Annotated in this window: 15 protein-coding genes; 10 read left to right on the forward strand and 5 right to left on the reverse strand. The window is 48.5% G+C overall.

Annotated features, from left to right (window positions below; genetic code table 11):
* Window positions 1-52: 52 nt before the first annotated feature.
* From IPP66_00230 to IPP66_00250, 5 genes are all read right to left on the reverse strand, one after another.
* Window positions 53-1,393, reverse strand: coding sequence for an ABC transporter permease (locus tag IPP66_00230; GenBank protein MBK9923696.1), 1,341 nt, complete (start codon window positions 1,391-1,393; stop codon window positions 53-55).
* Entirely contained in the window at window positions 1,368-2,330 is a 963-nt protein-coding gene (locus IPP66_00235) for an ABC transporter ATP-binding protein (GenBank protein MBK9923697.1), read from the reverse strand. The genes IPP66_00230 and IPP66_00235 overlap by 26 nt, the downstream gene beginning before the upstream one ends.
* Before the next feature lie 19 nt (window positions 2,331-2,349).
* Window positions 2,350-3,039: a hypothetical protein gene (locus IPP66_00240; GenBank protein MBK9923698.1), complete on the reverse strand. Its 690-nt coding sequence runs from the start codon at window positions 3,037-3,039 to the stop codon at window positions 2,350-2,352.
* 20 nt (window positions 3,040-3,059) lie between these two features.
* Window positions 3,060-3,932 carry a hypothetical protein gene (locus IPP66_00245; protein ID MBK9923699.1) on the reverse strand — a complete coding sequence of 291 codons (873 nt, stop codon included), beginning with the start codon at window positions 3,930-3,932 and terminating at the stop codon, window positions 3,060-3,062.
* Window positions 3,933-4,015: 83 nt separating this feature from the next.
* Window positions 4,016-4,174 carry a lmo0937 family membrane protein gene (locus IPP66_00250; protein MBK9923700.1) on the reverse strand — a complete coding sequence of 53 codons (159 nt, stop codon included), beginning with the start codon at window positions 4,172-4,174 and terminating at the stop codon, window positions 4,016-4,018.
* 300 nt (window positions 4,175-4,474) lie between these two features.
* Here IPP66_00250 and IPP66_00255 point away from each other — a divergent pair, with 300 nt between their 5' ends.
* The 10 genes from IPP66_00255 (at window position 4,475) to IPP66_00300 (ending at window position 17,399) form a co-directional block, all read left to right on the forward strand.
* Window positions 4,475-5,815, forward strand: a complete 1,341-nt coding sequence (locus IPP66_00255) for a sorbosone dehydrogenase family protein (protein MBK9923701.1) — start codon at window positions 4,475-4,477, stop codon at window positions 5,813-5,815.
* A gap of 197 nt (window positions 5,816-6,012) precedes the next feature.
* Window positions 6,013-8,196, forward strand: coding sequence for a DNA helicase RecQ (gene recQ / locus IPP66_00260; GenBank protein MBK9923702.1), 2,184 nt, complete (start codon window positions 6,013-6,015; stop codon window positions 8,194-8,196).
* Window positions 8,189-9,421 carry an NAD(P)/FAD-dependent oxidoreductase gene (locus IPP66_00265; protein MBK9923703.1) on the forward strand — a complete coding sequence of 411 codons (1,233 nt, stop codon included), beginning with the start codon at window positions 8,189-8,191 and terminating at the stop codon, window positions 9,419-9,421. The genes recQ and IPP66_00265 overlap by 8 nt, the downstream gene beginning before the upstream one ends.
* A 73-nt stretch (window positions 9,422-9,494) precedes the next feature.
* Complete coding sequence (locus IPP66_00270) at window positions 9,495-10,157, forward strand: corrinoid protein (GenBank protein MBK9923704.1); 663 nt, start codon at window positions 9,495-9,497, stop codon at window positions 10,155-10,157.
* A gap of 57 nt (window positions 10,158-10,214) precedes the next feature.
* The gene (locus tag IPP66_00275; protein MBK9923705.1) at window positions 10,215-11,585 is read left to right on the forward strand and encodes a monomethylamine:corrinoid methyltransferase; all 1,371 of its coding nucleotides are present in this window, start codon (window positions 10,215-10,217) and stop codon (window positions 11,583-11,585) included.
* 72 nt (window positions 11,586-11,657) lie between these two features.
* Window positions 11,658-12,302, forward strand: coding sequence for an ECF transporter S component (locus tag IPP66_00280; GenBank protein MBK9923706.1), 645 nt, complete (start codon window positions 11,658-11,660; stop codon window positions 12,300-12,302).
* A gap of 27 nt (window positions 12,303-12,329) precedes the next feature.
* Window positions 12,330-14,057, forward strand: a complete 1,728-nt coding sequence (locus IPP66_00285) for an energy-coupling factor ABC transporter ATP-binding protein (protein MBK9923707.1) — start codon at window positions 12,330-12,332, stop codon at window positions 14,055-14,057.
* On the forward strand, window positions 14,054-14,833 hold the full coding sequence (locus IPP66_00290; GenBank protein ID MBK9923708.1) for an energy-coupling factor transporter transmembrane protein EcfT: 780 nt from the start codon (window positions 14,054-14,056) through the stop codon (window positions 14,831-14,833). The genes IPP66_00285 and IPP66_00290 overlap by 4 nt, the downstream gene beginning before the upstream one ends.
* A 121-nt stretch (window positions 14,834-14,954) precedes the next feature.
* Complete coding sequence (locus tag IPP66_00295) at window positions 14,955-15,245, forward strand: virulence factor (protein MBK9923709.1); 291 nt, start codon at window positions 14,955-14,957, stop codon at window positions 15,243-15,245.
* Window positions 15,246-15,278: 33 nt separating this feature from the next.
* On the forward strand, window positions 15,279-17,399 hold the full coding sequence (locus IPP66_00300; protein ID MBK9923710.1) for a DUF4445 domain-containing protein: 2,121 nt from the start codon (window positions 15,279-15,281) through the stop codon (window positions 17,397-17,399).
* Window positions 17,400-17,434: the final 35 nt, after the last annotated feature.

Here is a 17,434-nt window from a genome sequence, read left to right on the forward strand (position 1 = left end):
TTAGTTAGATTGCCTCAAAATAGATGGTTTTTATACGCCTAGCAGTTTACATTTAGGCGTATTGACTTTCCATTTTTTTTCGTAGGAGCATCCAGTCCATCAAGAAAAGTACGATTCCGATGGCTGCAATTCCCAGAAATACCACTAAGGGTATTGATGACCCACGCAGCATAATATCTTGTAGCATTCGAATGCCATACGTAGCAGGTAATGACCATGCAAGGTATGTGGCAGGTTCCTTCATCAAGCGCAAGTCCAGAAAAAATCCGCTAAAGAAAATGCTTGCCAGCAATAAGAGCATCGAATATTGAACAGCCTGAGTATCGGTTTCTGAGATCAAAGAGATCAGGAAGCCTACCCCCAAGGATGTAAAAAGCAGGACAACCACAGCTAGGGCATAATCCTGCAAGTGACCTAAAATGTGGACATTGAGCAGCCAGACAGCAAGAGCAGTAATAACACCGGCCAGTATGGTCTCAAAGAATAGATAACTAAGATATTTCCCAACTAAAGTTTCAAAAGCTGTGACAGGAGATACTCTGAACAATTCCATGATCCCGGAGCGTGTTTCTCGAACAATGGATAGAGACGCAAAAGTTATGGATACATGTTGCAGAAGCAGGACGATCACTGCTGGAACAAAGAACCCGGTTACAGTCAATATGCTACCGGATAGCCCGGTGACTTTTACTTCGAACGGACTGACCAAAACACCAGATGCCAATGAACGAAATGTGATGAGTTTTTCATGAAGACCAGTGATATCTTTCTCAAGATCTGCAGCTTGTGTTGCCGCATTAACGTCTTCCGCTAGAAGGATCTTTCGAAGCGCCTGTGTTTCTACAATTGCAGTTTTTAAATTGTCTTGCAGGTAACCCGAGTTCTCTTTTTCCTGTTCAGCCCCAGATTGTAAAATTTGACGATTAAGCTCATCCACATATATTCTTGCTACAGACTGGATATATCCGACCTGGAATGGGTCGACTTCATTATGATAAACAAGGAACTCTGCCTGCTGGTTGTTTTGAATAGTCTCGAACGGAGCATACGGTACGACGATCACCATGTCAGTTTGATTGAGTGCAAGTTTTGCCAGTGCTTTCTCTTTATCATTTTCTATCACATAATCAATACTCGTCGAACTGAAGGAATGGGTGAATTTACCCACATCCCGCTGAAAAGAATTTGGATCTGTGACTACAAATATTGTTCTCAAAATTCGGTTTTGGTCAGGATATGCCAATCCGAATAAAAACATGATTAAGAACGGTCCTAATACGAGTGTCAAAATAAGTTTGGGCTGGCGAAAAATTTCTGTTAGTTCCTTGCCTATGAATGAAGAAATTCGGATAAGGAATTTGAAGAATCTAATCATTCGCAACATCCATTTCAATTAATCTAATGAACACATCATCAAAGGAGGGCGATTTTTGCTCCATCATCGCCACAGTCAACTTTTGTGCCTGAAACCATTCCAACAAGTTTGCAACTGCTGTACTTGCATCATCTACAACGACTTCAACCTCCTGGTCACTGACAATTTTTACTTTTCCGCGCACGAAGGGCAGGCTTTCTAATTGCTGTCTGTGTTCAAACCTGAGTTCTTCGTTGGTCCTGATACCAATCACATCCCCACCATAGGCTTTTCTGCGCAGCCCATCCGGGGTTTCGATCATCAGTAGTCTGCCCTCGTACATCACCCCAACCAGGTCACAAAATGCAGCTTCACCCACATATTGTGTGGTGATAAACAGAGTGTGACCATCTGCCTTTAATCCCTTAAAGTAATCCCAGAACTTGCGGCGCAGGAGCGGATCAATCCCGGCAGTAGGCTCATCCAGAAAAAGTAATTCCGGGTTGTGCACCAATGTGGCAGCCAGGCTGAGGCGCCTTTTCATCCCTCCAGAGAGATTCTTCGCTAATTTATATTTATCTTCTCTCAACTCTACAAAATCGAGCAGCTTATTTAAACGCCCCCACCGAAAAAGGCCGACGCCATAAAATGAAGCTGCAAAATTTAAGTTTTCCCAAACAGTTAGGTCCGGGTATAAGACAAATTGTTGGATCAGATATCCTATTTTTTCGCGGTCCGATTTCGAAAATTCAGTTGGAGTTTTATCCAACACACTCAATGTACCAGAAGTAGGTTTATAAAAACCTGTTAATAAACGGACGGTCGTCGTTTTTCCACATCCACTTGGGCCAACGAAACCAAAGATGATGCCACGGGGCACTTGCATGCTTAGATGTTGTACGACAACACCTCCATCAAAACTTTTAGTTAAGTCCCGTGTTTCAATAATATTTTTTGATACTGTATTATTTTTCATGTTTGTAAAAACCAAATTGCTATGGCTTTTGTGTGGCCAGTGGATTCTGGATAGGCTGACCGGCATTGCCGCCCTGATAATAGGGAAAGGTCACCGGCAGTTCAAAACCGAAATAGGTTGAAACGCGCGCTACAATCTCGCCCTTGATCTGCGCCCGTCGAGTGTTGTAGGCTTTGACGGCGTCATTCCAATCGGTGCCTGCTAATTGAATGGTATTCATTCCTTCGTCAACAGTATCTCCAAGCGCCAGGGTCACTGCAGCATCCGGCACGGGTGGAGGAGCCTGAGTAATTGCGTTGACGTAAAGTGTGAAGCCCTGCCCCAAGCCATCGGGCAATGCGCCCTTACCATTCAGTGTGTTCAAGTTCAGCTTGGCTGGGTCCAACGGCTGACCGTTTTCATCGCGATAATTATTCAACAGGTTCGTCAGCGCATCCGCTTGAGAACGGAAGTTTCCCGTCCATACCTCACCGCTGGTGCTGACGGCATTGTAATAGTCACTGGTGATCTGCGTTTTAGCCTGGATCTTGGCATACTGCGTATCCGTCACTAATTGAAAATTGGCGGCCGCTGACTGCACTCCCTGTACCAACGCAACCAGCTCGTTGTATTCGTCCGTGCCTGATTTGACGACCCCACAGCCGGTCAGCCCGGCTACTATAGCAACCATCATAAGAATGGCAATGATCTGTTTAATATAGCGTTTCATGATTTAACATCCTTTTCTTTTTAATTGCCGCGTCCGGAGCGACCACCGCCGCTGCCACTACGTGACGATGGCCCACTACCACCCCTGCCCCCACCTAATGGGAAACCTGCCCCCCGTGAACCCGAACCACCATATGGATTAAAGCCGATACCACCGCGCGCCAACCTGGGGAGCATCCACATCAGAAACAACAAAAAGAAGACACCTATACACACCAGACCGCAGATAGCGAAAATGCCCAGCGGCCCTGAAGGCAGTTCTGGCAGGTTCATCGTTTCTGGAGTTTGTGTAGGGTAAATCAGCGGCTCGTAGTTGCTCCGTGCAACTTTTTCGAATCCCTGTACCAAGGTTAACAATGCCTGGTCCATGCTTTTTGTAGACTGGTAGACTTCCTCAGCGGAGCGGTTGAGGGTTGTCAGTTCGGAGGCGGTTAATGCCGGCAGTCCCAGCCCAACGCCGTAATGCACGTCAATGTCGGTGGGGTCGACAACGATCAAAAAGACAAAGCCGTTATCCTTGCGTGCGCCATCCGTCAAGCCCAGTTGCATGTAACGCAGGAAATGCACGGCACAGTTCACACGGTTGCCAACCTTATCTTGCGGTTGGATGAGGATCATCGTTTGCGCGATGGAATCCCCGTTCAACCTGTCAAGAATCATATCAACCTTGGTCACAGCATCATCTGATACATAGCCCTGCCAATCCACCGTCCAATGGGTCTGTTGTAGATCGTAAGTGAAGCCGTAATCAGGGGCAGAACCTTGACCGCATAAATTCGAGTCAAGAGTTCTTCCAGCCATCGCCGGGGTTAAATATGCGAAAAAGCCAAATGTAAATGTGATAACCCCAACGATCAATATCTTATATCGTTGGGTCAGATTACGATTAATCACAGATACCTCGTTTCGAGAATGCTATTCTTTTGTGTGAACAGGCAGCTTATCAAACTGCCTCTTGTTTGCAAAAAAGTGCGGAGTTAAATGACCCCCAACAAATTTAAAACGATGAGGATGATGGCAAGAACAACCAAAGTGTGAATCCACCCGCCGGTTTTCGGAAAACTTGGGCTTATGTTTGAACCTAAAAAGCCGAGCAACCACAGGATGATTAGAATTACGATGATGGTGTACAACATGAGATTTCTCCTTTTGAGCGATTTGTTATACAACTCATCATATAGTAAACACTTCCCACCCGTATCCATCGACCGGGGTATGTTTACCTCCGCTACTTGGGGGAGATTTAGACAGAATCTATAAACCTTCGCACCGCAAGTATGCTAAACGTTACCACTCTATATATCCCATGAATAGCGGGGAAGAGTACTCCCCAATCACAGGGTGTAAATGATGAGTGTTCAATATAAGATGAGTGTGTTCACTAAGTCTATATAAAAATTTAAATTTCAGCCTTCTTTCCAATGGAGATTTTTAGTATGAAAAACAGATCAATTACACTCACTCTGGCAGTGAGTTTGGTATTAGTGTTGGTAGTTATCTTAGGCTTTTCAATATTCAGGGGTACAACAGCACTACCACCGATCAGCGGCTACGGGACGAACCCCAAGCTTCCAACTCCGGATCAACGATTGATTCCCGTAATAAATGTCGCCAAGGCCACGGGTTGGATAAATGGTGAGAAACCTATAGCAGCCGACGGCACGGAAGTGAACGCATTTGCCAGCGGATTGGATCACCCGCGTTGGATATATGTGCTTCCCAACGGAGATGTGCTCGTGGCAGAAACTAATGCACCTGCAAATCGCCCAGATGACTCAAAAGGAATCAAAGGCTGGTTTTTCAATCTCTTTCAGAAGAAGGCTGGAGCCGCTGTGCCAAGCGCAGATCGCATAACTCTCCTGCGAGACGCAGATGGAGATGGAGTTGCAGAGACGAAATCGATATTCATCAACGGATTGCATTCGCCGTTCGGGATGGTATTGGTGGGAGATGTATTCTATGTCGCGAATACCGACGCAGTTGTGTCATTCCCTTATACAGAAGGGGAGACTGAGATCACCGCCAAACCCACAAAAATAACAGACCTACCGGCAGGCACGATCAACCATCATTGGACCAAGGGACTGGTTGCCAGTGCAGATGGAACGAAGTTATATGTTTCCGTTGGTTCCAATAGCAATATCGCAGAGAACGGGCTTGCGGCAGAACAGGAACGTGCGTCGATCTGGGAGGTAGACCTTCAAACAGGCAGCCATCGCATTTTTGCTTCGGGTTTGCGAAACCCTGTAGGGATGGCGTGGGACATAGATTCTGGAACTTTATGGGTGGTAGTTAATGAACGTGATGAGTTAGGAAACGATCTGGTGCCCGATTATCTAACTTCCGTCCAGGACGGTGCGTTTTATGGTTGGCCTTTTAGCTATTACGGAGATCACGTTGACACGCGAGTAGCACCGCAAAATCCAGACCTGGTGGCATCGGCTATCGTACCTGATTATGCATTGGGATCACATACAGCTCCCTTGGGACTTACCTATTCCATCGGAAACAACTTGCCCGCCCGCTTTGCGAACGGAATGTTTGTGGGGCAGCATGGTTCGTGGAATCGCGAGCCGCGCAACGGCTACCAAGTTATCTTCGTGCCGTTTACAGATGGCATGCCATCAGGTGATCCATTAGAGGTTCTGACAGGGTTTATCGCTAAGAATGGCGACAATATGGGGCGACCAGTAGGCGTTGCCATTGATAAATTCGGTGCCCTTCTAGTGGCAGACGATGTTGGGAATGTGATCTGGAGAGTGACGACAGCTCCGTAAAAGCGCACGAAATAGCTCTGATCTCAAGTAGGACGCCCAGAAACTGGGCGTCTCTTTGTCTAATTAATCAAACAGTTTTGTTGACCCTGCATCAGGCCAACCACAGGTATGGGGCAAGCCGCCAAGACTTTTACAAGTAACAATTTCTGCCCCGATACAATGTATCGGGGCGATTTTGTTTTGTTATACTATCGCCCATGCCCTCCCCTGCTTCCATCCTCAAAGAGACCTTTGGCTACGATACGTTTCGTCCACTTCAAAGTGAAGTGATCGAAAACGTATTAGCTCGCAAAGATACTCTCGCTGTCATGCCCACAGGCGGAGGCAAATCACTGTGCTATCAAATCCCGTCCCTTCTGTTCGATGGGCTGACTGTCGTCGTCTCTCCACTAATTGCTTTGATGAAAGACCAGGTGGAACAGTTGCGTGCATATGGTGTGCCGTCTCTTTTTCTCAACAGTACGTTATCGCCGCAGGAATATCAGGAGAACATGGAATATGTTCGCAACGGTGAGGTGAAGCTACTCTATGTTGCGCCTGAAACGCTTCTTACCCAGCGGATCCTTTCGCTTCTTGATTCCGTCCAAGTGGATTGCATCACTATAGATGAAGCACATTGTATCTCTGAGTGGGGACATGACTTTCGCCCTGAGTATCGCCAGATCGTGGAAGTACGCAAACGCTTCCCCAAAGCAGTTTGTTTGGCGCTCACTGCCACCGCCACATCCCGCGTGCGGCAGGATATTCGTACAACGCTCAAGTTTTCCACAACGAATGAATTCGTCGCGAGTTTCAACCGTGATAATCTTTATATCGAAGTCATGCCCAAACGCGATATATATGCTCAGGCCATTGAAATGCTTGAACGCTATAAAGATCAATCTGGCATCATCTATTGTTTCTCACGCCGTGGAGTGGATGAACTCTCTGCCTATCTCAAATTGCGCGGTTATTCAGTCCGCCCGTATCACGCAGGGCTCGAAGATTCAGAACGGCGCAAAAATCAAGAGGCGTTCATTCGTGACGATGCGCAGATCATTGTTGCCACGATTGCGTTCGGTATGGGCATCAACAAGCCCAACGTTCGTTTCGTCATTCACTTCGATCTTCCCAAAAGCATCGAAGGCTATTATCAAGAGATCGGCCGTGCAGGGCGTGACGGCTTGCCCGCGCACTGCTTGCTTCTTTATAGCTATTCGGATGTCGCCAAGCTGAGATATTTCATCGACCAAAAAGAAGGTAATGAAAAACGAGTCGCTATTGGACATCTCGACGCGATTGTCCGCTACGCTGAAGATGAACGGACCTGTCGCCGTAAGCCGCTTCTCAACTACTTCGGCGAATCATACCAAGCCGATAACTGCTCCAACTGCGACAACTGTACCTCCGCCCCCACCCCTCTTGCAGACATCACCCTCTACGCCCAGAAATTTCTCTCCTGCGTCAAACGCGCGGATGAAAAATTTGGTGCGGGTCATATTGTAGATATTTTGCTCGGTTCGAAAAACGAGAAAGTATTGCGTTGGGAACACGAGAAACTATCCACGTATGGCATCGGCACAGAGCTGACAAAGAAACAGTGGATGCATATCGCCCGTCAACTTTTGAGCATGGGGTATCTCAAGCAGGAAGGCGAGTTCCATACGCTAAGTCTCACGGTCAAGGCGTTGGAGTCGCTCAAGAAACGGGAAACAATTTTCGGCGTCATGCAAGAAGCGGAGCGCGTCCAAACAAAAGGTAAGAAAACAGCGATCGAATATAACAGTGCGCTGTTTGCCATTCTGCGCCAAAAACGAAAAGAGATGGCGGATACAGCAGGCGTGCCACCATATGTGATCTTCTCAGATAAAACGTTGATCGAGATGTCAGCGTATTACCCGCAATCGAGTAAGAGTCTGTTGAACATTGCTGGTGTGGGGCAGGCGAAACTAGAAAAATATGGCGATACATTTTTAGAAGTAATCAAGTCATATTGTGAGAAGCATAGCATCAAAGAAACATCTCGGTTGTCACAGGCTCCACCCCCAAGTGGAAAAGGAGAAATCGGCGGTCGTACACGCGTCATTGCCGAAGCTTTCAACAACGGTGCAACCATCCAAGCACTGATGGAGCAATACGGATTTGTGACAGGCACCATCCTCGACCATTTGATGAAGTACATCATGGCGGGAAATAAGGTGCAAAACAGGGACGGTCTACAGGCACTCACTACCGCAACGCCCGACCAACAACAAATAGCTTTCGCCGCATTCGATGAACTCAGCCCAACGTATCTCAAGCCCGTATTCGATAAGTTAAATGGCAAATTGAGTTATGATGAGTTGAAGATTCTACGAATGTTGTATTTGATCTCAAGACAGGATACTAATTTAAATGGATAATGAATGGGATGTGATCGTAGTCGGTGGCGGGCCTGCGGGGTTCTTTGCGGCAATCCGTTGCGCAGAATTAACGCCGAAATTAAATGTATTGATCATCGAGAAGTCAAGTCAGACCTTAGGCAAGGTCGTCATCTCTGGCGGTGGGAGATGTAATGTCACGCATGCGTGCTTTGACCCCGCTCAATTGATCTCATTTTATCCACGCGGCGGGACTGAACTGCGCGGGGCGTTCAGTCGTTTTCAGCCACAGGACACGATTCGGTGGTTTGAATCGCATAGTGTGAAATTAAAGACAGAAGCCGATGGGCGCATGTTCCCTTCTACAGATGATTCGAATACGATCGCACATTGTTTGCGAGATGCGGCGCGTGAAGCTGGCGTAAAAATGGAATTAGGTGCGAGTCTGCTAAAGGTGGAAAAAAATCCAGGAGGAGGATTCAGACTCGAGGTCCGAAAAGAGGCGAAGGTCCTTTATCTCCAAACAAATAAGTTGTTGCTTGCCACAGGCAGTGACCGTAAAACGTTGGACATCGTCCAATCGCTGGGACACACTGTTGTGGAGCTTGTGCCTTCATTATTTACATTCAACGTGAAAGACAAACGGATCAATGGGTTGGCCGGTGTGTCGGTTGAAAATGTGACTCTGCAAATGGATGCGATCACTCAACGCGGACCGATCCTGATCACACATTGGGGCTTGAGTGGACCTGCTGTGTTGCGGATCTCTGCCTGGGGAGCACGTGAGTTATTTGAGAAGAAGTATCGAGGAAAGTTGATCGTAAATTGGCTTGACGATTATTCGTTCGATAAGGCGTTGGATATTTTGCAACACAACAAAGAATGGAAGGAGAATGTGCGCAAAAAGGTCGCTTCTACGCCTGCGTTCTCACAAGTCCCTATAAGATTATGGAAACAACTAGTTCATTTTATCGGTGACAAGAATTGGGGCGATGTTTCAAAAGCAGAGTTACGAAAACTGGCGCAAGAGTTGACTGGTGGTGAGTTCAAGATCGAAGGCAAGGGACAATTCAAGGAAGAATTTGTCACGTGCGGCGGTGTGAGTTTGAAGGAAGTGGATTTCAAAACCATGCAAAGCCGCGTAGCGGACGGTCTATTCTTTGCAGGTGAGGTATTGGATATTGACGGTATCACTGGCGGCTTCAATTTTCAATCATCATGGACAACAGGTTGGCTGGCTGGAAATGCTCTTGCCGAACGTACTTAACGGAATTGTCATTGACCTGACACTGTAACTATCATACAATCCTTACAACTTTGCAAAAGAGTCAGGAGACGGTATGTCTGAAAATACATACTTGCAAGCCATTACCAACGCCGTGATCGACGGAGAAGCAGAAGACGCCGCCGATGCTACCAACGCCGCTTTATCGGCAAATATTGATCCCTTGGAGATCTTGAATACAGGACTGATGAACGGCGCAGACGAAGTGGGAAAACGCTTTGAGCGCAACGAATACTTTTTACCCGAATTGATGTTGGCCGGGCGTGCTTTGAAAGGCGCCATGGAAGTTGTGAAACCCGTATTATTGGAGAAATACTCCGGCGCCGAGAGCAAGGTAAAAGGGCGGGTTGTTTCGGCCACAGTACAAACCGATATTCACGATATCGGCAAGAACATCGTCTCTTCGATGTTGACCGCTGCAGGCTTCGAAGTGACCGATATGGGCGTGGACGTTCCGATCAAATCCATTATTGATAAAGCAGAGGAGATCGATGCACAAATCATTTCCCTGTCGGCTTTGTTGACCACATCCATGCCTTTCATGAAAGACCTCATTCGATTGCTGGACGCACGCGGCATCCGCCAAAAGTATATTGTTCTGGTGGGCGGCGCATCCGTCACCCCCGATTGGGCAAAAGCCATCGGCGCGGATGGCACCGCAAAAAATGCGGCAGACGCGGTGAAACTGGCACGCGAAAAGATGGGCTATACCTCTTAACACAATGTAGGGGCGGAGCAATGCTCCGCCCCTACATGTCATTTATCGGAGAAACACATGCTGAATTATCTTGATATTCTTGATCGCGCGAATGAAGGTCCTTATATTTCTGAAGAGAGTTGGGATCTCGATAAGATCGCCATGACCACCAAACGGCTCGTCAAGAAATACAAACTGGAGTGGAACAAGGAAGACCTCGTCACCGATGACGCTTCTCTTTCCAAAGCGATCTTTGATGCAGGATACGAACTGGCTATAACAGTCGGCGCTTATAGCCGCACGACCGAACGTATTATCGAAATTTCGCAGGATGAGATCGACAACGGCATCCGCAACATGCCACAGTCTGTCATCATGGGCGAAGGTAAAGATGCGCGGACGTTATACGCGCGTCATCTCGACGATGAGCGGGCTCCGTTATTCTTTGGCGGGTCGCCAGGGACGCCTATTCCTGAACGTATTTTTCTCGCGAACGTTCTCTCCTATATGCAGGAGCCTTTAATCGACCTCGCTACCTGCGGCACCTTGGTCGAAGTGGACGGGCGCGAAGTGCGCACGGGTAACCCTATTGAGATCGTTTCGACACGCCGCGAACTGCAATACATGCGTCAGGGACTCAAGCGGGTCGGGCGTGCAGGTATGGGCATGCTAGCGGCGCAATCGAGCGTTTCAGAATTGGGCGATCTTGCGGCGGCGCACCCCGATTATTTACGTAAGTGCGACTCGCACCTCGTGCCGGTCTTGAATGAACTCAAAATGGATCATCGCAATATCTCTCGAGCGGTCAACTCTCTGGAATATGGCATGGTCAATGCATCGCTTCCGTGTGTGATCGTCGGCGGGCTGGGTGGCGGACCTGCTGGTTCAGCAGTGATCAATGTTGCTTCTTATTTAATAGCGAATATCACCTGCCTCGCGGACTATCACATCCTCCACCCCATTCATGTGCGGCACATTGCCACTTCCACACGTGAGGTGTTGTGGGTCATCAATGCCACGGCACAGGCGTTTGCCCGGTATGCACCTTCCATTATCGTTGCTGATATTTATCCCAAATCTGGCTCAGGGACAAAAGAGTTATTATATGAAACGGCCGCCAATGCCATCGTCAATGCAGTGAGCGGAGGCCATCTCGAAGGCTGTGGCGCCGCAGATGGCAATCAGCCCAATTGTTCAGGGTTGGAGGCGCGGTTGATGGCAGAGGTCGCTTTGGCAACACACAGAATGAAAATGTCCAGAAAAGACGCGAATGCTCTTGTCCTCCAGTTATTATCGAAGTATGAACATGTCTTCGCACTGGAAAATGGGAACCCGGGCAAGCCGTTCGATGATGTGTATGATCTGCAAAAGATCGAACCTCGTGATTTCTGGCAGAAGATGTACGAAGAAGTCAAAACGGAATTGAAAGAAATGGGTTTAAAGCTTTAACATCCCAAGGCGTTTTCAGGGAATTATCCCTGATGCAAATCAAATACCCAAAGAAAAGAGAGGAAGAATGCAATGAATACACCCACTATTATCATCATCAATCTCGTTATTCTCGTTGTCCTTGGCCTGATCGCCCGTGTGGTCAAATCTGACCCAACCGGCAAAGGCGGTTTTAATTTCAATTATTCCACTTCTGACCTTGTCATTATGGCCGTGCTCGGTGCCCTCGCCGGTGTCATCAACACCTGGATGGGAAATGTTTGGTACGCCGCCAATACTGTCAGCCCGATCTATGGCGCCGCATTACAAGGCACCTTCATGTGGGCTTACTTGCTGGCGTATTTCCTTGTCCGCAAATCTGGCTCCATGCTCATCATCGGTATCGTCGAAGCCGCTGTGGAAGCCTTGCTCGGTAACCAAGCTGGCTTGAGCACCCTAGGCTGGGGCATCGCACAAGGCATTGGCGCCGAAGTTGTAATGTGGTTCTGCAACTATGGAAAATTTGGCTGGCTGGTCTTCGGTCTCGCTGGCGCTGGCGCATCCCAATTCGGAACGGTCTGGAGCTTCGTTCTCTACGGTTGGAGCTCATTACAAGACTACCTGATTGCCGCACCTATCAATCTCGTATCAGGTTTCATTTTCTCTGGCTTGCTTGGTTTCTTCCTCGGTAAAATGATCGAAAACACCGGGTTGTTACGAGCCACACGGCGCGAATAACGATAGCTGGAGCCTTTGGATTTTTTTGTGACGAGAAACAAAACAACAACTGACAAACCGCTCGTCAAGTTTGATCAGGTCACGTATCAACATTATGGGAAGCCCACGCCTGCACTGGTGGATGTAAATCTAACAGTGCGGCGCGGGTCTTTCACGCTTCTTGTCGGGCCATCGGGCTCAGGCAAGTCCACGTTGTGCATGTTGCTCAATGGGATCATTCCTCAGATCCTCGGTGGTAAGTTAAATGGCACAGTCACCGTGGATGGACACGATGTATCCAATACATCTGTGCAAGAGCTGGCCAAATCCACAGGCATGTTGTTCCAAGACCCTGAGTGGATGTTTGCCACGCTCAAAGTGGAGGATGAGGTCGCTTTTGGACCAGAGAACCTCCGTCGCGAACCTGCTGAAATATTGAAGAGTGTTGAACAATCCCTTGATTATGTAGGGATGGGACATTTGCGCAACAACCTCGTTTGGGCCATGTCCGGCGGTCAGACTCAAAAGTTGGGACTGGCTTCTGTTCTTGCAATGCAGACTCCTCTCATCGTTCTCGATGAACCCACTGCCAACCTCGACCCCGCTACCACCCACTCTGTGCATGAACTTATCCTTCGTCTGCGAGATGAAGGGAAGTCTGTTGTGCTGGTCACAAAAGACCTCGATGAATTCATGGCAGAAGCTGATGACATGATCCTGCTAGCGGATGGACACGTCATTGCACAGGGCGCTCCGCGTGATGTAGTTTCCAAGCACGGGAAGAAAATGTTGGAGCTGGGGGTTTGGCTTCCTGAAACAACAGAGATCGGCTTGCGCTTGAAGGCAGCAGGCAAATCCATAAAGAAGATTCCGATCACAGTGGAAGAAGCCGTTGAAGAGTTTTCCAAGACGCGCTTTAGCGCGCCGCAGGTTACATCCAAAATAGAGAAAAAAGAGAACGTTCTCATCCACGCGCAAAATACCGAGTTCACGTATGGCAATAAGTTCAAAGCCTTACGCGGTGTTTCGTTCGAGATCCGACAAGGCGAGATCGTCGCCATCGTTGGGCAGAACGGTGCAGGGAAGAGCACGCTCAGTAAAATGTTGGTTGGCTTGCTAAGACCAACCAACGGTGAACTTACCATGTTCGGGCGTAAGTCCAAGCAATGGAGAGTACAAGACCTCGCTACACAAATCGCACTCGTCTTTCAAAACCCTGAACATCAATTCCTGTGCGATACCGTCCGTGAGGAGTTGGAATATAGTTTATTAGCACAAGGCATCGACGACAAAACCATCGTCGCTACCCGTGTGCAAGATATGTTGAAACGTCTCGAAATCACTGAGACATCAGACAGCCATCCCTTCTCATTGAGTGCAGGCGCCAAGAGAAGGCTTGGGGTGGCAACCATGCTGATCGCAGGCAGTGCCAGACTTCTCATTGTGGATGAGCCGACCTACGGTCAGGATCGCCGTCTTACAGAAAGTCTGATGAATCTCATCAATAACTTGCGTAAGGAAGGCATCACAGTTCTCATGATCACGCATGACATGCGACTTGTGGATGCGCACATCGAACGAGCCATTGTGATGGCAGACGGACAAAAGATCTTTGATGGAAGTCCTAATTCGCTTTTCAATTCGCCTGACGTGCTGGAACGCGCATCTCTGCGTGCAACCACATTGCGACGGCTGGTAGATGGTCTGCGTGGGCAGGGTGTTTCTGTACCGGATGGTTTGAATACTGTCGATGAATTCATCGGAGCCATGCAATGAGTGAACATTCCCTGCGCTATGTGGATAATGGCTCTTTCTTCACCCGCATTGATGCGTTAAGTAAATTGGTTTGGGTGGTGCTCGTAATTGTGATCACCTTCCAATTACAAGGCAATCTGGCGCGCGCTATGATGCTTGGTGTGCTGATCCTCATCACAATTCTGCTGGCAAGAGTTTCACTCCGAACTGTTTGGCAATCGGCGCCGATCATTCTGATCATGGGCACGTTGCTGTTCGTGGTAAATCTGTTCATCACGCCATCCACATCTTTCATCCATGTTGCGGGATTGACTCTCGGCCAACAAGGGTTTGAGAGAGGCCTTGAACTTTTCCTGCGTATCACGGTTATGGTGTTGGCGTCCTTCATCTTCATCTGGACAACAGACATCCGCGATCTGATGACAGGCCTCGTCCGCATCGGTATGCCGTATCGGTATGCGTTCGCGATCTTTTTGGCGTTGCGCTTCCTCCCCATCGTGCAACAGGAAGTGGACGCGGTCAAAGCCGCGCACGCCATCCGCGGACGTGCCTCGCACTCCCCCATTCGGCATCGCATCCGCTTGTGGCAGAGATATATGTTCACTGTCATTGTGAATAGTTTGCGCAAAGCCGAAAGCACAGCGCTCGCCATCGAGTCGCGCGGCTTCGGTGCCTACCCAGATCGTACGTACATTAAAAGTTTCCGTTGGACGCTCACAGGTATCCTTCTCATCCTGTTGTTCATCGCTTTTTCAGCGTGGTTGATCTTATGGGAACGAAACTTGCTTCCATTTTAGTTAGTCAGATATTGAAACTTTACCCCGCCATACGGCGGGGTTTTTATTTTTTATATTGACCCGTGCAATATCCTACCTTACAATCCACAAGACAAAATTATATACAATACGAGGAACCAACATGGCCCGCTATCGCATCTTTTATTGGAAACATATCCCATCCTCCATCACTGTTGAAGGTGATGGACGCACAGTAAAAAAACAACTCTCGCAAAAGATACAAAATGCGATCGATGCTTATGCCATGGCTGTTGGGATCACATCTTCAGAGGACTACAGCGCGCAATACAAACGCAGTGACTGGATCGAACGTGACGGCTCGCCCGAAGAAGTGGCAGACGCGCTTCTTTCTGAACTGGAAGCTGAGTTCGCCAAAATTGAAATTCCCAAGCGAAATGCGGATTCCGCGTAGGGAACGGCAATTGCCGTCCTCCACAGATCAACCATGACAAAACACAACATCATCCTGCAACCATCAGGCCGCCGCGGACAAGTGGAAGAAGGCACATCTGTCCGTACTGCCGCGCGTGAACTCGGCGTGGACATTGAATCCATTTGTGCAGAGAACGCCACATGTGGCAAGTGCATGGTCCTGGTGGAAGAGGGTCGTTTCGAAAAATACAACATCGACTCAAAGCGTAACAACCTCTCCCCTGTTGGAATAGAAGAACGCTCCTATCTCGAACGTAGACCCAAGTTATTAAAAGATAAAGGTTGGGAGATCGGACAAGTCCGTTTATCGTGCCAGTGCAAGGTCATGGGCGATGTGTTGATCAATGTCCCCGAAGAAAGTCGCGGAAATAAACAGATCGTCCGCAAGAGCGCGAAAGAACGGCACATTGAGATCAAGCCTTCGATCCGGAAATATCTGGTTTCGATGACCCCGCCAAATCTGGAGCGTCCTATTGCAGATTGGGAACGACTCGCCAAGGGACTTGAGACTTCAATGGCGCTGGTACGCGGTACAGAAGAGAAACTTCCACGCTGGTATGAGCTCTCAATTGATTATCAATGCTTGCGCACGTTATCCAAGACCTTGCGCGACGCGAATTGGAACGTGACCGTATCCGTTTGGAACGATAAAGAAGTCATCGCAGTTCAGGCTGGATACCACGAAGACAGCTACGGTGCGGCCGTGGACATTGGCTCGACAACGGTTGCCTTGTATTTGTGTAATCTTCGCACGGGCGAATTGCTTGCGGCTGAATCCGAGATGAATCCGCAGATCGTGTACGGTGAGGATGTAATGTCCCGTATTCAGTACACGATTGAGCATGAAGATGGTTTGGAGAAATTACACAAGGCGATCATCTCCACACTGAATACTTTGTTGAAACAAGCGGTGAAGACGGCAAATACGTCATTGCGAGCGCACGTTGCGAAGCAATCTCCTAGGAACGAAGGCAAGATTGCTTCGGGCAAAGAGCAAGAGCGCCCTCGCAATGACATAAAAGTAGATGAAATATTGGAAATGGTTTTGGTAGGCAACTCCACTATGCACCATATTCTATTAAACTTACACCCCAAGGACTTGGGACTTGCGCCGTTCGTGCCAGCTATCCATGAGTCAGTGGATATCAAAGCGCGAGAGTTGGGATTACACATCAATGCATCTGGGAACATTCACATCCTCCCCACCATTGCATCCTTTGTGGGCGCGGATACAAGCGCTGTTATCCTTGCAGAAGAACCGCACAAGCAGGATGAGAACTGGCTATTGATCGATGTAGGCACAAATGCAGAGCTCGTGCTCGGCAATCGCAAGCGTTTGATGTGTACATCCACACCGACAGGTCCCGCACTCGAAGGCGCGCATGTGGAGTACGGTATGCGAGCTGCGCCCGGTGCCATTGAACGAGTCCACATTGACGAAACGACGCTTGAGCCAAAGTACAAAGTCATCGGCGTGGACGGTTGGAACACAGACCACGCTGAATTCAAAGGTCAGGTCAAAGGGATATGTGGATCCGCGATCATCGATGCGGTGGCAGAATTGTTCCGGGCGCAGATCATAGATTCTCGGGGCAGATTCAAAAAAGAGCTAAAGTCGAAGCGTGTGCGAGAGGGAGAAACCGGCTGGGAGTATGTCATTGCCTGGGCGGAGGAAACATCCATTGGAAGAGACATTCCCATCACTCAACAGGATGTAAGGCAGATACAATTGGCGAAAGCCGCGTTGTTCGTGGCGGCGCGTACATTGTTGAAGCGCAGTAAACTACAAGCGCCTGATAAAATTATTTTGGCGGGTGGCTTCGGAAGTTATATTGATAAAGAGAAGGCGATGTTGATCGGCTTGATCCCTGATTGCGTGTTGGAGAATGTGTACGCGGTCGGGAATGCAGCGGGTGATGGCGCGCGCATCGCGTTGCTGAATGTGGAGAAACGCAACGAGATCGATTCCGTGACACGACAGGTGGAACGGTTTGAATTGCCCACTGACCCCGATTTTCAAAACGAGTTTATGCTTGCAACGAGTTTCCCGCATATGAACGAACCATTCGAGCATATTGCGCATTTGATCCCGCATCGTACAGTGGACCCAATTGCGAAGAATTTTATGAAATGATTTTGTAGGGATGGGCAGCTACCCATCCCTACGGA

Source organism: Candidatus Defluviilinea proxima (genome assembly GCA_016721115.1).
Taxonomy (GTDB): Bacteria; Chloroflexota; Anaerolineae; order Anaerolineales; family Villigracilaceae; genus Defluviilinea; species Defluviilinea proxima.